The 15,493-nt window shown below is 73.3% G+C and carries 12 protein-coding genes; 6 read left to right on the top strand and 6 right to left on the bottom strand.

Annotated elements, in window-relative coordinates; all coding sequences use genetic code 11:
* Nucleotides 1-111 precede the first annotated feature (111 nt).
* A complete protein-coding gene (locus ACIP67_RS42340; protein WP_401699835.1) occupies nt 112-1,137 on the top strand; it encodes an ATP-dependent 6-phosphofructokinase in 1,026 nt (341 codons plus the stop codon).
* Between the two features lie 278 nt (nt 1,138-1,415).
* Here ACIP67_RS42340 and ACIP67_RS42335 read toward each other — a convergent pair whose 3' ends face one another.
* Complete coding sequence (locus ACIP67_RS42335; protein WP_401699832.1) at nt 1,416-2,276, bottom strand: nucleosidase; 861 nt, start codon at nt 2,274-2,276, stop codon at nt 1,416-1,418.
* 45 nt (nt 2,277-2,321) lie between these two features.
* Between ACIP67_RS42335 and ACIP67_RS42330 the strand changes: the two genes are divergently transcribed.
* Nucleotides 2,322-2,897: a hypothetical protein gene (locus ACIP67_RS42330; RefSeq protein WP_401699829.1), complete on the top strand. Its 576-nt coding sequence runs from the start codon at nt 2,322-2,324 to the stop codon at nt 2,895-2,897.
* Between the two features lie 187 nt (nt 2,898-3,084).
* Here ACIP67_RS42330 and ACIP67_RS42325 read toward each other — a convergent pair whose 3' ends face one another.
* Entirely contained in the window at nt 3,085-3,753 is a 669-nt protein-coding gene (locus ACIP67_RS42325) for a DUF977 family protein (protein ID WP_389514447.1), read from the bottom strand.
* 230 nt (nt 3,754-3,983) lie between these two features.
* A complete protein-coding gene (locus tag ACIP67_RS42320; RefSeq protein WP_401699827.1) occupies nt 3,984-5,636 on the bottom strand; it encodes an ATP-binding protein in 1,653 nt (550 codons plus the stop codon).
* Nucleotides 5,637-5,789: 153 nt separating this feature from the next.
* Between ACIP67_RS42320 and ACIP67_RS42315 the strand changes: the two genes are divergently transcribed.
* From ACIP67_RS42315 to ACIP67_RS42300, 4 genes are all read left to right on the top strand, one after another.
* Nucleotides 5,790-7,196, top strand: a complete 1,407-nt coding sequence (locus ACIP67_RS42315) for a cation:dicarboxylate symporter family transporter (RefSeq protein WP_401699824.1) — start codon at nt 5,790-5,792, stop codon at nt 7,194-7,196.
* A 132-nt stretch (nt 7,197-7,328) separates the two neighbouring features.
* Nucleotides 7,329-7,757, top strand: coding sequence for a MerR family transcriptional regulator (locus ACIP67_RS42310; RefSeq protein ID WP_401699822.1), 429 nt, complete (start codon nt 7,329-7,331; stop codon nt 7,755-7,757).
* Nucleotides 7,758-7,771: 14 nt separating this feature from the next.
* Nucleotides 7,772-8,086, top strand: a complete 315-nt coding sequence (locus tag ACIP67_RS42305) for a thioredoxin family protein (RefSeq protein WP_401699863.1) — start codon at nt 7,772-7,774, stop codon at nt 8,084-8,086.
* Nucleotides 8,087-8,288: 202 nt separating this feature from the next.
* Nucleotides 8,289-10,520, top strand: coding sequence for a HelD family protein (locus tag ACIP67_RS42300; RefSeq protein ID WP_401699819.1), 2,232 nt, complete (start codon nt 8,289-8,291; stop codon nt 10,518-10,520).
* Between the two features lie 264 nt (nt 10,521-10,784).
* Here ACIP67_RS42300 and glgB read toward each other — a convergent pair whose 3' ends face one another.
* The 3 genes from glgB to ACIP67_RS42285 form a co-directional block, all read right to left on the bottom strand.
* The gene (glgB, locus tag ACIP67_RS42295) at nt 10,785-13,724 is read right to left on the bottom strand and encodes a 1,4-alpha-glucan branching enzyme (RefSeq protein ID WP_401699816.1); all 2,940 of its coding nucleotides are present in this window, start codon (nt 13,722-13,724) and stop codon (nt 10,785-10,787) included.
* Between the two features lie 13 nt (nt 13,725-13,737).
* A complete protein-coding gene (locus tag ACIP67_RS42290; RefSeq protein ID WP_401699814.1) occupies nt 13,738-15,108 on the bottom strand; it encodes a maltokinase in 1,371 nt (456 codons plus the stop codon).
* Between the two features lie 86 nt (nt 15,109-15,194).
* Nucleotides 15,195-15,493: alpha-glucosidase C-terminal domain-containing protein (locus ACIP67_RS42285; protein ID WP_401699812.1), on the bottom strand; the 299-nt coding region annotated here is incomplete at its 5' end.

The following is a 15,493-nucleotide window of genomic DNA, read 5'->3' as shown; positions in this document are numbered from 1 at the left end:
GACAATACCCCCGTCCGCGGATAAGGCGCCCGTCAAGAGACAGTCTCCCTGGCGGCATGAAACAATCGGTGTGGCGCACCGGCATCAACAGCGAGCAGGAGACACAGCACGATGCGTATCGGAGTTCTCACCGCAGGTGGCGACTGCCCCGGGCTGAACGCAGTGATCCGGTCGGTCGTGCACCGAGCGGTCGACAACTACGGCGACGAGGTCATCGGCTTCGAGGACGGCTACGCGGGACTGCTGGACGGCCGCTACCGCGGCCTCGACCTCAACGCCGTCAGCGGCATCCTCGCCCGCGGCGGCACCATCCTCGGCTCCTCCCGTCTGGAGCGCGACCGGCTGCGCGAGGCCTGCGAGAGCGCCGGCGACATGATCCACGACTTCGGCATCGACGCGCTGATCCCGATCGGCGGCGAGGGCACGCTGACCGCGGCGCGCATGCTGAGCGACGCCGGGCTGCCGGTGGTCGGCGTCCCGAAGACGATCGACAACGACATCTCCTCCACGGACCGGACGTTCGGCTTCGACACGGCGGTCGGCGTCGCCACCGAGGCGATGGACCGCCTGAAGACCACGGCCGAGTCCCACCAGCGGGTGATGGTCGTCGAGGTCATGGGCCGGCACGCGGGCTGGATCGCCCTGGAGTCGGGCATGGCGGCCGGCGCCCACGGCATCTGCCTGCCGGAACGCCCCTTCGCCCCGGCGGACCTGGTCAAGATGGTCGAGGAGCGCTTCGCACGCGGCAAGAAGTTCGCCGTCGTCTGCGTCGCGGAGGGCGCCCACCCGGCCGACGGCACCATGGACTACGGCAAGGGCGAGATCGACCAGTTCGGCCACGAGCGCTTCCAGGGCATCGGTACCGCGCTGGCGTACGAGCTGGAGAAGCGGCTCGGCAAGGAGGCCCGCCCGGTCATCCTCGGCCACGTCCAGCGCGGCGGCACCCCCACCGCGTACGACCGCGTCCTCGCCACCCGCTTCGGCTGGCACGCCGTCGAGGCCGCGCACCGCGGCGAGTTCGGCCAGATGACCGCGTTGCGCGGCACCGACATCGTGATGGTGCCGCTGGCGGAGGCGGTCACCGAGCTGAAGACGGTGCCGAAGGACCGGATGGACGAGGCGGAGTCGGTCTTCTAGCCGGTCCGTCCCCGGTCCGTCCCCGGTCCGTCCCCGGTCCGTCCCCGGTCCGTCCCCGGGCGGTCCTGCCGATGCCGTCCCTGCCGGTGACGGCGGAGACGAGGACGGGGCGGTTGTCGTCGTCGGCCGTGGCCGGCGCCGGGCGGGGAGCCGGCGGTCCGGTTCCGCCGTGCGGCCGGTGAAGCCCGGTGGCCGGTGAAGCCCGGCGGCCGGGGCGGCGGGACGGCCGGGGCGGCAGGACCGCCGTCGCCCGGGGCACCGGGCCGTGGACGGTCTTCCTACGGCTTTCCGGTCTGCTTGCCGACGACCGTCCCGTGGAAGGTGCCGCCCCGGAAGTCGAAGTGGTCCCCGCCGTACGTGTCCCCGCCACCCGAACCGTGCCGGGGACCCTCCCGGGCGTCGGAGGAGCCGGCCCGCGGACGGTGCTTGCGCAGGACCGCCACCGCGACCTTCGCCGCCTGCGCGGCGGCGAGTTCCTGGGAGCCGCCGGCGTCCGCGTGGGCCTTGCCCCCGTCGGCGAGGTCGCTGATGCCCCGGATCACCAGGGCCGACGACTGGCCGCTCAGATGTGCCGCGTGCGCCGCGCCGGAGCCCTCCATCTCGATCGCGGCGGCGTCGTTGTAGTACTCGCGCAGGTGCTGGGCGATCTGCGACTCGGCGTCGGCCAGGACGATGTCCCCGGAGGCGATCGGCTTGAAGTGCGGCCGGACGTCCGTCATGTCCCGCACGGCGGAACGGGCCGCCTGGACCAAGGAGTTGGAGGCGCGCCAGGCCTCGGGCCGGGACAGGAAACCCTGGGGGGTCCACTTGCCGCCGTGGACGGCGTACACCTTGGTGCCCACGACGACGTCCCCGACCACGATGTCGTCCTTCAGGCTGCCTGCGATCCCGACGAACAGGACGGCCTGCGGGCGGAGCCAGTTGATGAGCTGCGTCGTCATCGCGGCCGCGTTGTCCACTCCCTCGCCCAGCTCGGCGAGCGCCACCTTCCAGGGCGTGCCGTCCAGACGGCCGATCTCGACGCGGGTCCCGTCCTCGGGGTGGACGTCCTCCTCGCGGTCGGTGATGTGGGCGCGTACGGCCGCGTACTCGAGCGCGAGCGCGGTGAGGACCACGACAGTGGGTTTCGTCTCCGACACCCCTTTAAGGTACTGCCAGATCCGTCGGGGGAAGGGGCACTTGCCGTGGCAGAACAGGACGTCACCGTCGGGCAGTTGCTGCTCGCCGAGTACCAGTGCGTCAAGGACGAGCAGAAGGCGCGGATCGGGTTCCGGGACAACCTGCTGTACGTGACGCTGGCCGTGGTGGCGGCGGTGATCGCCGCCGCGGCGCAGGCGAAGCAGGCGCAGATGCTGCTCGCCCTGCCGCCGGTGTGCGTCGTGCTGGGGTGGACCTACCTGGTCAACGACGAGAAAATCTCCGCCATCGGGCGGTACGTGCGGGGCGATCTGGGGCCCCGGCTCGCCGGGCTGGCCGGGCTCGCCGGCGGGGCGGAGGCCTTCAGATGGGAGAGCTTCCACCGCAACGACGCCCGCCGGTTCTCGCGCAAGCTCGTGCAGTGCGTGGTGGATCTCCTCGCGTTCTGCGTCGTGCCGTTGGGCGCGCTGGCCGTGTACTGGGCCGGAGGCGATGTCACGCCGGGACTGCTGGTGCTGTCCGTCGTGGAGGCGGGGGCCGTGGTGGGGCTGGGGGTGTACGTCGTGCGGTACGCGGTGCCGTTCGGGAGCGGGGGCGGAGGCGCGGGCGGGGGTGGGGCCTGAGCCGGTACGACGACCACCTCGACTTCTGGCCGTGTCGAGGAGGCCGTCGACGCCTGCCTGGCCGCGGCCCACCGCGACGCGGGCCGTCCCGCCGAGGCCCGCTCCCACGGCCTCCGGGCCGCCGACGCCTATGACCGGGCCGGTGCGGCCGCCGAGGCCGCGGCCGCCCGGGCGCTCGCCGAGGCCCTCACCTCCCCCGGACCCACCGGTACACCAGCTCCGGCCTCCCCACCTGCCCGTACAACGGCTTCCGCACCGCCTGTCCCGCCTCCACCAGGTGCTCCAGGTACCGGCGCGCGGTGATCCGTGAGATGCCCACGGCCTCGGCGGCCGCCGCCGCGGTCAGGCCCTCCTCCGCCTCCCGCACCGCGCCCACCACCCGCTCCAGCGTCGGCCCGCTCAGCCCCTTGGGCAGGGCCGCCGGTCCCGGGGCGCGCAGGGCGGCCAGTGCGCGGTCCACCTCGTCCTGGCCGCTCGCCTCGCCCGCGGCCGCCCGGAACTCCGCGTACCGCACCAGGCGGTCCCTCAGCGTGGCGAAGGTGAACGGCTTCAGGACGTACTGCACGACGCCCAGCGACACGCCCTCGCGCACCACCGTCAGGTCCCGCGCCGACGTCACCGCGATCACGTCCGCGCGGTAGCCGGCGGCCCGCAGGGACCGGGCCAGTTGCAGCCCGTGGCCGTCCGGCAGGTGCAGGTCGAGCAGCAGCAGGTCGACCGGTGTGCGGTCCAGCAGGCGTCGGGCCTCCGCACCGGTGTGGGCCTTCCCCACCGCGACGAAGCCCGGCACCCGTCCGACGTACAGGACGTGCGCGTCGGCGGCCACGGGGTCGTCCTCGACGACCAGGACCCGAATCGGTTCCTCGCCCGTCCCGCCGGTCCCGCCTGTCCCGCCCGTCGGGCCGGTCCCGCCTGTCCCACCGGTCCCGCCTGTCCCGCCGGTCGGGCCGGTCCCGCCTGTCCCGCCGGTCGGGCCGGTCCCGCCTGTCCCGCCCGTCCCGCCGGTCCCGCCTGCCCCGCCTGCCCCGCCTGTCCCACCCGTCCCGCCGGTCCCACCCGTCCCGCCCGTCGTGCCTGTCATGTCCGTCATACCCGGCCTCCCGGCGCCGGTGCCGCGCCGGCAGCCGTCCGCAGGGGCAGCCGTACCGTGAACTCCGCCCCGCCCCCGTCGGCCTCCGCCACCGACAGCGTGCCCTCGTGGCGGTGCACGGCCTGGCGGGCCAGGGCGAGGCCGAGGCCGCGCCCGCCGGGGCCGGCCGGCTTGGTCGAGAAGCCGCGCTCGAAGACCTGGGAGGCGTGCGCGGGGTCCACTCCCGCCCCCGTGTCCGCCACCCGGAGGACCAGCTCCCCGCTGCCGCCGGGTCCGGTACGGCCCTCCGTCGACGCGGTCACCGTCACCCGCGCCGGCACGCTGCCCTGGGCGGCGTCCACGGCGTTGTCGATGAGGTTGCCGAGGATGGTGACGAGGTCGCGGGCGGGCATCGACCGCGGCAGCAGCCCGTCGTCCAGGCCGCTCTCCCGGGAGACCACCAGTTCCACGCCCCGCTCGTTGGCCTGGGCCGTCTTGCCCAGGAGCAGGGCGGCCAGCACCGGCTCGCTCACGGCCGCGACCACCTGGTCGGTGAGGGCCTGGGCCAGTTCCAGTTCGGCGGTCGCGAAGTCGGCGGCCTCGTCCGCGCGTCCCAGCTCGATCAGCGAGACGACCGTGTGGAGCCGGTTCGCCGCCTCGTGGGCCTGGGAGCGCAGCGCCTGGGTGAAGCCGCGCTCCGAGTCCAGCTCGCCCGTCAGGGACTGGAGCTCGGTGACGTCGCGCAGGGTGACCACCGTGCCCCGCCGTTCACCGCCGGACACCGGGGAGGTGTTCACGACCAGCACCCGGTCGGCGGTCAGGTGCACCTCGTCCACCCGTGGTTCGGAGGCCAGCAGCGCGCCGGTCAGCGGCGAGGGCAGAGCGAGGTCGGCGACGGAGCGGCCGACGACCTCCTCGGAGACTCCCAGCAGTTCGCGGCCGCCGTCGTTGATCAGCGCCACCCGGTACTGGCCGTCCAGCATGAGCAGGCCCTCGCGGACCGCGTGCAGCGCCGCCTGGTGGTAGTCGTGCATCCGGCTCAGCTCGGCCGCGTTCATCCCGTGGGTGTGGCGGCGCAGGCGGGCGTTGATGACGTAGGTGCCGACCGCGCCGAGGACGAGGGCGCCGGCCGCGACGCCGAACAGGGCGGTGACCTGGTCGGAGACCCGCCTGCTGATCGCCTCCACCTTGATGCCCGCGCTGACCAGGCCGACGATCCGGTCGTCGTCGTCCCGCACGGGGGTGACCGCGCGGACGGACGGGCCGAGGGTGCCGGTGTAGGTCTCGGTGAAGGTCTCGCCCTTCAGCGCCCGCGCGGTGTTGCCGCGGAACCGCCGCCCTATCTCGTCGGTGTCGGGGTGGGTCCAGCGGATGCCGTCCGGGCTCATGATCGTGACGAAGTCGACCTCGGTGTCGTGCATGATCCGCGTCGCGTACGGCTGGAGCTCGGCCGTGGGGTCGGCGGTGCCGATCGCCTCCCGCACGGAGGGGGCGTCGGCGACCGAGCGGGCCACGGCGGTGGCCTGGCGGCTCGCCGCCCCCTCGGCCTGGGCCCGGTCGCTGACGTAGGTGAACAGCGCGCAACCCGCCACGACCACCGCGATGAGCACGGCCTGCATGGCGAACAGCTGGCCGGCCAGGCTGCGGGGTCGGGGGACGGGGAGGCGCATGCCGTCAGTGTGCCCCTGACCTCGGGCGTGAACTAAATGAACGGAAGGGTGACCGCCCTCACACACCGGGAGATAGTCACCGGGTTCCCCCATCTCGCCCGGACGTGAGCCGCACGCCGGTGATGCCGACGAAGACGTCTAAGGAGGGCAGCCGTGGCCGCCAGCAGCACCCCCGATACGGCACCTGCCGCACCCGCCGCCAAGCGGGACCGGACCCACTACCTGTACATCGCGGTGATCATCGCGGTCGCCCTCGGCATCACGGTGGGTCTGGTCGCCCCCGACCTCGCCGTCGAGCTGAAGCCCATCGGCACCGGCTTCGTGAACCTGATCAAGATGATGATCTCGCCGATCATCTTCTGCACGATCGTGCTCGGCATCGGTTCGGTCCGCAAGGCCGCCAAGGTCGGTGCCGTCGGCGGTATCGCTCTCGTCTACTTCCTGGTGATGTCGCTGGTGGCGCTGGCCATCGGCCTGGTCGTCGGCAACGTCCTGGAGCCGGGCACCGGCCTCGCGCTCACCGACGCGGTGAAGGAGACCGGCCAGGCGCAGGTGTCGGCCGAGGCCAAGGACACCACCGAGTTCCTGCTGGGCATCATCCCGACCACCATCGTCTCCGCGTTCACCGGCGGCGAGGTGCTCCAGACCCTGCTCGTCGCGCTGCTCGCCGGCTTCGCCCTCCAGGCGATGGGCCCGGCCGGGGAGCCGGTCCTGCGCGGTGTCGAGCACATCCAGCGGCTCGTCTTCCGCATCCTCGCCATGGTGATGTGGGCCGCCCCGATCGGTGCCTTCGGCGCCATCGCCGCGGTCACCGGTTCGGCCGGCGTGGACGCGCTCAAGAGCCTGGCCGTGCTGATGCTCGGCTTCTACATCACCTGCTTCCTCTTCGTCTTCCTCGTCCTCGGCGCGCTGCTGCGGATCTTCGCGGGCCTGAACATCCTCTCGCTCTGCAAGTACCTGGGCCGTGAGTTCCTGCTGATCCTGTCCACCTCCTCCTCCGAGTCCGCGCTGCCGCGCCTCATCGCGAAGATGGAGCACCTCGGGGTCAGCAAGCCCGTCGTCGGCATCACCGTCCCGACCGGCTACTCCTTCAACCTCGACGGCACCATGATCTACATGACCATGGCCTCGCTGTTCATCGCCGACGCGATGGGCACGCCGATGTCGGTCGGCGAGCAGATCCCGCTGCTGCTCTTCCTGCTGGTCGCGTCCAAGGGCGCCGCCGGGGTCACCGGCGCGGGCCTGGCGACCCTGGCGGGCGGCCTCCAGTCGCACAAGCCGGCCCTGGTGGACGGCATCGGCCTCATCGTCGGCATCGACCGCTTCATGAGCGAGGCGCGCGCCCTCACCAACTTCGCGGGCAACGCCGTCGCCACCGTCCTGATCGGCACCTGGACCAAGGAGATCGACAAGGCGCGCGTGGAGCAGGTGCTCGCCGGCCGGATCCCCTTCGACGAGCGGACCCTGCTCGACGACGGCCACGGCGGCCCGGCCCCGGCGGCGGCGGACGTGCCCGAGCCGCGCGAGCGGGGCGGCGAGAAGGAGCTCGCCAAGGCCTGACGCACCGGTCCCGGACTCCGGGCGCCCGGCCCCGCCTGAACCGGGGCCGGGCGCCCGGCCGTTTTCTCCCGTCGCCCTTTCCGGGGGCGCGGTCTTGCCTTGACGTCGGCGTCAAGCCGTACGTTCACCGGTATGCGAATCGGCGAGCTGGCCGCACGGGCCGGGACCACGACGCGGGCTCTGCGGTACTACGAGTCGCGGGGGCTGCTGCCCGCGCGCCGCGACGAGCTGGGCCACCGCGCCTACGACGAACGCGACCTGCGGCTGTTGCGGCAGATCACGACGTTGCGGGACTTCGGGTTCGACCTGGAGGAGACCCGGCCCTTCGTGGAGTGCCTGCGGGCCGGGCACCCGGAGGGCGACTCCTGTCCGGCGTCGCTCGCGGTGTACCGGCGGAAGCTGGACGAGCTGGACGCGCTCATCGGCGAGCTGGCGGCGGTCCGGGAGAAGGTCGCCGGGCAGTTGGCGCGGGCCGAGCGGGCGCGGGACAGGCTGGGTGCCGAGGCGCTGGTTCCGGGGGGTCCGGAACCCGTGTGCGAACTGGGAGGACGGGAACAGTGACCAAGGCGGCCGGAGTGCCCGAGGTGACGGACGCGGATTTCGGGGCGGAGGTGCTGGGGGCGGATCTGCCGGTGCTGGTGGAGTTCACCGCGGACTGGTGCCCGCCCTGCCGGCAGATGGCCCCGGTGCTGTCGGCACTTGCCGCGGAGGAGGGGGAGCGCCTGAAGGTGGTGCAGCTGAACGTGGACCACAATCCGGAGACGACCAACCACTACAAGGTCCTGTCGATGCCGACCTTCATGGTGTTCCGCGGCGGTGAGCCGGTGAAGGCGATGGTGGGGGCGCGCCCGAAGCGGCGGCTGCTGGAGGAACTGTCGGACGTCGTCTGAGCCTCCCGCGGGCAACGCGGGCACCGCACGCACCGCACGCAGAAATCCCCCGAGGGTAATTGCCCTCGGGGGATTTCTTTATGTATATTCAATGGTTCGCGACTTCACTATGGTCGGTCGCGGGGAAGTTCAGTGAGCACAGTATATCCGGCCGGGAGTGGGATTGTCAAACATCGGTTTTCCGGGCAGTGAAGACAGTGAATTGCGCGGTGAACAGGAATTCATCGACGGCCTGTACGCCCGCGTCGACGCCCTGCGCGGTGACACCGAGGCCTCCGTCGCGGACGCCCTCGCCCAGGGCGACAAGCCCATGCAGGCCCGGCTGGAGCGGGACATCCTGGTCGCCGAGCGCTCGGGGCTGCTGGCCGCGCTGAACGCCGTCGACGGCTCCCTCTGCTTCGGCCGGATCGACCTGGCCTCCGGCGCCGCCCACCACATCGGCCGGGTCGGGCTGCACCTGGACGACGCCGAGCGCACGCCCGTCCTCGTCGACTGGCGTGCCGACGTGGCGCGCCCCTTCTACCTCGCCACCGGCCACACCCCGATGGGCCTGCGCCGCCGCCGGCACATCACCACCGAGGGCCGCCGGGTCACCGCCCTGCACGACGAGTTCCTCGACCTCGGCGACGCCACCCGCACCGGCCACGAGGACCCGGCCGGCGACGACGTCCTGCTCGCCGCGCTCAACTCCGCGCGCACCGGCCGTATGACCGACATCGTGCAGACCATCCAGGCCGAGCAGGACGAGATCATCCGCGCCCCGCACCGGGGGGTGCTGGTGGTCGAGGGCGGGCCGGGCACCGGCAAGACCGCGGTGGCCCTGCACCGCGCCGCCTACCTCCTCTACGAGCACCGCGACCTGCTCGCCAAACGGGCCGTCCTGATCGTCGGCCCCAACCCCGCCTTCCTCGGCTACATCGGCGAGGTGCTGCCCTCGCTGGGCGAGACCGGCGTGCTCCTCGCCACGGTCGGCGAGCTGTACCCGGGCGTACGGGCGACGGCCGGCGACACGCCCGAGGCGACCGCCGTGAAGGGCCGCGCCGCCATGGCCGACGCCCTCGCCGCCCTCGTACGCGACCGGCAGGCGCTGCCCGACCCGGTCATCGCGATCGAGCACGACCGCGAGGTCCTGATGCTCGACGACGGGCTGGTGCGCGTCGCCCGGGAACGCACCCGGGCCGTGAAGCTGCCGCACAACGCGGCCCGCGAGCACTTCGAGGGCCACATCCTGAACGCGCTCACCGAGCTGTACGCGGAGCGCGTCGGCACCGACCCCTACGACGGGTCCAGCCTCCTCGACGCGAGCGACATCACCCAGATCCGCGACGAACTCGCCGAGAACCCCGAGGTGTGGGCCGCGATCGACCGGCTGTGGCCGGTGCTCACCCCGCAGCGCGTGGTCGCCGACCTCCTCGCCGACCCCGAGGGCTACGTCCCCGACGAGGACGTGGCCGCCGTGCGCCGCCCGGTGACCCGGGCGTGGACGGTCGCGGACGTCCCGCTGCTCGACGAGGCCGCCGAGCTCCTCGGCGAGGACGACCGGGCGGCACGGGCCCACGCGCAGCGCGAGCGGGAGACGCAGATCGCCTACGCGCAGGGCGTGCTCGACGTCTCCTACGCCTCCCGCACCTACGAGTTCGAGGACAAGGAGGAGGACGATCCGGAGGCCGGCGAGGTCCTCTCCGCGCACGACATCATCGACGCCGAGCGGTTCGCCGAACGCCACGAGGAGGACGACCACCGCAGCGCCGCCGAGCGGGCGGCGGCCGACCGGACCTGGGCGTTCGGGCACATCATCGTCGACGAGGCGCAGGAGCTGTCGCCGATGGCGTGGCGGCTGCTGATGCGGCGCAGCCCGACCCGTTCGATGACCCTGGTCGGCGACCCGGCCCAGACCGCCGAGGCGGCCGGCGTCGGCTCCTGGTCCGGGATCCTCCAGCCGTACGTCGAGGACCGCTGGGAGCACACCCGTCTGGGCGTCAACTACCGCACCCCGGCCGAGATCATGGAGGTCGCCGCGGCCGTCGTGCGCGCCGAGCGGCCCGGTTTCGCCCCGCCCAGCTCGGTGCGGTCCACCGGCGTCCGGCCCTGGGCACGCGCCACCGACGACCTGCCCGGCACGGTCGCCGAGGCGGTCGGCGAGCTGACCCCCGCGGAGGGCCGGCTCGCGGTGATCGCCCCGCGCGACCTGCACCGCCGGCTGGCCGCCCGGCTGGACGGGGTCACCGCGGGCGCCGAACCGGACCTGACGCACAAGGTCGTCCTCCTCGACCCGCGCCAGTCCAAGGGCCTGGAGTTCGACTCGGTGCTCGTCGTCGAGCCCGGCCGGTACGGGACCAGCGACCTGTACGTCGCCCTGACCCGGGCCACCCAGCGCCTCGGCGTGGTCCACACCGGGGAACTGCCCGAGGCGCTGGCGAAGGCGCTGGGGTAGACCGGCTGCACCGGGGGGCGGGGCGGCGGAGCCTGATCTCGCCCCCGCCGCCCCTTCCCGTCCCCGGGGGCTCCGCCCCCGGACCCCCGGCCCGTGCCCACCCACCACCCGACTCGCTCGGGACAAGGGCGGGCGAACACAGCCCGTCTGGGGGTCCCCCCTCTGGGGGAGTTTGAGGACGAGGCCCCTTCAGGGCCGAAGCGGGGGTCCGGGGGCGGAGCCCCCGGGGACGGGACGGGAAGGGGCGGCGGGGGCGAGAGACGTTCAGGCCGGCCGCAGCCACACCGTCGCCAGTGGGGGCAGGGTCAGCCGGATGCTTGCCGGGCGCCCGTGCGCGCCCTGCGGCTCGGGCTTGATCGGGTCGGGGTGCGAGACACCGCTGCCGCCGTACCGCTCGGCGTCGGTGGTGAGGACCTCGTGCCAGGCGGGCACGTCGTCGGGGACGCCGAGGCGGTAGTCGGGGCGGGCGACGGGGGCGAAGTGCGAGACGGCCAGCAGGGGTGTGCCGTCGGCGTCGTACCTCAGGAACGCGAGGACGTTGTCGTCGGCGGCGTCGCCCACCACCCACCGGAAGCCGTCGGGGGTGGTGTCCCGCTCCCACAGCGCGGGTGTCGACCGGTAGACGGTGTTCAGGTCGCGGACGAGGTCGCGGACGCCCCGGTGGTCGGCCTCGGCGCCGTAGGCGGGGTCGAGGAGCCACCAGTCGGGGCCGTGGGCCTCGGACCACTCCGCGCCCTGGGCGAACTCCTGCCCCATGAACAGCAGCTGCTTGCCCGGGTGGGCCCACATGAAGCCCAGGTAGGCGCGCAGGTCGGCGCGCTGCTGCCACCAGTCGCCCGGCATCTTCGACACCAGCGAGCGCTTGCCGTGGACGACCTCGTCGTGGGAGATCGGCAGGACGTAGTTCTCGCTGTAGGCGTACACCATCGAGAAGGTCATCTCGTGGTGGTGGTACTTGCGGTGGACGGGCTCGTGGCCGACGTACTGCAACGAGTCGTGCATCCAGCCCATGTTCCACTTCAGACCGAAGCCGAGCCCGCCGAAGCCGCTCGGGCCCCGGTGGTGCGTGGCCCGGGTGACGCCGTCCCACGCGGTCGACTCCTCGGCGACCGTCACGACGCCCGGGTTCCTGCGGTACACGGTGGCGTTCATCTCCTGGAGGAACGCCACCGCGTCCAGGTTCTCCCGGCCGCCGTGCTCGTTCGGAGTCCACTGGCCGGGCTCGCGCGAGTAGTCGAGGTAGAGCATCGAGGCGACGGCGTCGACGCGCAGCCCGTCGATGTGGAACTCCTCGCACCAGTACACGGCGTTCGCCACCAGGAAGTTGCGCACCTCGCGCCGCCCGAGGTCGAACTCCAGCGTGCCCCAGTCGGGATGCGCGGCCCGCAGCGGATCCGCGTGCTCGTACAGGGGCCGCCCGTCGAACTCGGCGAGCGCCCAGTCGTCGCGCGGGAAGTGCGCCGGCACCCAGTCCATCAGGACGCCGATCCCGGCCCGGTGCAGGCGGTCCACCAGGTACTTGAAGTCGTCGGGGGTGCCGAGCCGGGCCGTCGGCGCGTAGAAACCGGTGACCTGGTAGCCCCAGGAGCCGCCGAAGGGATGCTCGGCGACCGGCATCAGCTCGACGTGCGTGAACCCCAGGTCCTTGACGTAGGCCGGGAGCTGCTCCGCCAACTGGCGGTACGTCAGCCCCGGGCGCCAGGAGGGGAGGTGGACCTCGTACACGGAGAAGGGGGCCTCGTGGACCGGCCGGTCGGCGCGGCGGTCCAGCCACTCGTCGTCGCCCCACGCGTAGTGGGAGGCGTGCACGATCGACGAGGTGGCCGGCGGCGTCTCGGTACGGCGGGCCAGGGGGTCGGCGCGCAGCGTGCGCGACCCGTCCGGCCGGGCGATGTCGAACTTGTACAGCTCGCCCTCCCCGATGCCCGGCACGAACAGCTCCCAGACCCCGGAGGAGCCGAGCGAACGCATCGGGAACCCGGTGCCGTCCCAGTAGTTGAAGGTGCCGGTCACCCGCACCCCGCGCGCGTTCGGCGCCCACACCGAGAAACGGGTGCCGGTCACGCCCTGGTGGGTCATGGGGTGCGCGCCGAGCACCGTCCACAGCTGCTCGTGCCGGCCCTCGCCGATCAGGTGCAGGTCCAGCTCGCCGAGCGTGGGCAGGAAGCGGTACGCGTCCTCGGTCTCCTGGACCGTGCCCTCGTACGTCACGGCGAGGCGGTGCTCCGGCACCTCGCGCAGGGGCAGCAGGCCGGAGAAGAAGCCGTCGCCGTCGTCGTGGAGGCCGACGCGCACGCCGCCCGCGACGACCGCGACGGACAGCGCGTAGGGCCGGAAGGCCCGGACGACGACCCCGCCGGGCGTCGGGTGCGCGCCCAGCACGGAGTGCGGATCGTGGTGGATGCCGTGCAGCAGCCGCTCCCGGTCGACGGCGTCCAGGGCGGGGGAGAGGACGACGCCGGCGTCGACGCCCGGGGACGTGACGGCGGGCTCCCGGGCCACGCCCCCCTCCGCCGGCACCTTCTCCGCCGGGGCTTGCGCCGCTGCCGGTGCCTTCTCCGCCGGCACCTTCTTCGCCGGGGCTTGCGCCGCTGCCGGTGCCTTCTCCGCCGGCACCTTCTTCGCCGGTGCCCTCCTCGCCGGTGCCTTCCTCACGCGTGCCTTCTCGGCGGCCGCCTTGCGCGCGGGCGCCTTGCCCGCGGTCGCCTGCGCGGCCGCGGCCGAATTCTGTGCGGGGACCTTTGTGGCGGCGGGCTTTCCGGTGCTGGCCTTCTGCGCGGGGACCTTCTTGGCGGCGGGCTTCGCGGTGGTGGCGTTCTGCGCGGGGACCTTCTTCGCGGCGCGCTTTCCGGTGGCGGCCCGCCCGGCAGCCGCCTCCTCGGCGATCGTCTTCTCGGCGGCGGCGGCCGTCCGGGCCGTGGTCCGTTCGGCCGTGGTCCGTTCGGCCCTGGCCCGCCCGGCCGCGGCCGATTTCTGCGCGGGGACCTTCTTCGCGGCGGCCCCTCCGGCGGTGCCCTTCTCGGCAGCGGCCTTCTTGGCGGTGACCTTCTTGCCCGCCGCCGTCGTCCTGCCCGCCGCGGCCGCCTTCTTCGCCGCCGCCTTCTGTGTCACCGCCCTCTTCGCCGCCGCTTTCTTCGCGGTGGCCTTCTTCGCGGTGGCCTTCTTCTTCGGGTCCGGACCGTCGGACGGGGGACTGGGAGTCACGGGTGAAGCCTCCTCAGAACGGGTCGGATGCGGCGAGCCTGCGGATCGCGGACAGCGGCACGGAGAGCCAGTCGGGACGGTGCCGGGCCTCGTAGACGACCTCGTAGACGGCCTTGTCCGTCTCGTAGGCCCGCAGCAGGACGGGGTCGGTGCGCGGGTCGGCGCCGGCCACCTCGGCGTACCCGGTGCAGTAGGCGGCCCGGCACGCCTCGGCCCAGCCCGGTGCCGGCGGGTCGGCCGAGTGGGCCGCGTAGTCGAAGGACCGCAGCATGCCCGCCACGTCCCGCACCGTCGGCTGCGGCATCCTGCGCTCCGCCAGCGGCCGGGCCGGCTCGCCCTCGAAGTCGATCAGCGCCCACTCCCCGGAGGGGGCGCGCAGACACTGCCCGAGGTGCAGGTCGCCGTGGATGCGCTGGGCGGTCCAGGTGTGGCCCTCGGCGGCGAGGCCGGCCAGCGCGGTGAAGGCGGTGCGCAGGGCGGGCGCGTACGGCCGCAGGGCGGGCACCGCCTGCGCGGCCGCGTCGAGCCGCTCGGTCATACCCTCCACCAGCGGCCCCAGCTGGGCGTGGACCAGGGTCGCCGTGGGCAGCGCGCGGGCGAGCGCGGTGTGCACCTCGGCGGTGGCCCGCCCCAGCGCCCGCGCCTCGGCGGCGAAGTCCTCCCCCTTGGCCAGCTCCCGCAGCGCCAGCTCCCAGCCGTCCGCCGCGCCCTGCACGTACGGCTGGAGCACGCCCAGGACGTACGGCTCGCCGCCGAGCTCGGCGTGCATCCACGCTGTGGGCGCCGGCACCCGGGCGCAGCCCTCGCGGGCCAGGGCCAGCGGCAGCTCCAGGTCGGGGTTGACGCCGGGGACGACCCGGCGCAGCAGCTTCAGAATGAACGTATCTCCATAGACGACCGACGAGTTGGACTGCTCGGACGTCAGCCGCCGGGGCACCAGGCCGGTGCGGATCTCCTGGGCCGGATCGCGGTCGCAGCGCAGGACGCCGACCCGGGCCCCGGTGCGCAGCGCCTCCAGCAGCACCTCGGCGGGCCGGGTGTCGTACAGGGCGTCGTACACGGTCCGTCCGGCGAGCGGACCGTCCTGCACATGACCGATCAGCGCGGGCGCCAGCCGGGGCGGCAGCGCCTCGCGCGCCCCTATCAGGAGCTGGTAGGTGTCGCCGTACCCGGTCGTCTGATGTGCGCGGATCAGCAGGTGGTACAGGCCCAGCCGGCCTCCCGCGGGCAGCAGCTCGGTGGCCGCCACCGGCGTGAACCCGGTGACCGGACTCCCCTTGCCGGCGAACCAGCGCTGCCGCGGCAGCCACTCCCGCAGCAGGGGCGTCAGTGACGCGAGGAGACCAGGGGCTGTCGTGCCGGAGAGTGTGACAGTGTCCGCCATTGCGTCACATTCCTTTCCCCGGAGGGTCGGGGTGCTACTTCTGCGTGCCCCGGGCGGGGCAGGGGAAACCGCCCCGCCACAGGGTTCTAGACGGCGTCCCGACGGAGCCGGAACCAGTAGAAGCCGTGTCCTGCGAGGGTGAGCAGGTAGGGCAGTTCACCGATCGCGGGGAAGCGGACCCCGCCGAACAGCTCGACCGGGAAACGGCCCTTGAACGGGCGCAGGTCCAGCTCGGTGGGCTGGGCGAAGCGCGAGAAGTTGTGCACGCACAGGACGAGGTCGTCCTCGTACTCGCGGAGGAAGGCGAGGACGGCGGGGTTGGTGGAGGCCAGTTCGGTGTAGGAGCCGAGTCCGAAGGCGGGGTTCTGCTTGCGGATCTCGATCA

This window comes from Streptomyces sp. NPDC088812, from assembly GCF_044750285.1.
Lineage (GTDB): Bacteria > Actinomycetota > Actinomycetes > Streptomycetales > Streptomycetaceae > Streptomyces.
The sequence above is the reverse complement of the archived record's forward strand: the minus strand, read 5'-3'. Positions and strand labels throughout refer to the sequence as shown.

Bases quoted from the DNA above. Each gene is read 5' to 3' on its own strand.
- ACIP67_RS42340 (WP_401699835.1), top strand. From the start codon at position 112: ATGCGTATCGGAGTTCTCACCGCAGGTGGCGACTGCCCCGGGCTGAAC.
- ACIP67_RS42320 (WP_401699827.1), bottom strand. From the start codon at position 5,636: ATGCGCCTCCCCGTCCCCCGACCCCGCAGCCTGGCCGGCCAGCTGTTC.
- ACIP67_RS42310 (WP_401699822.1), top strand. From the start codon at position 7,329: ATGCGAATCGGCGAGCTGGCCGCACGGGCCGGGACCACGACGCGGGCT.
- ACIP67_RS42290 (WP_401699814.1), bottom strand. From the start codon at position 15,108: ATGGCGGACACTGTCACACTCTCCGGCACGACAGCCCCTGGTCTCCTC.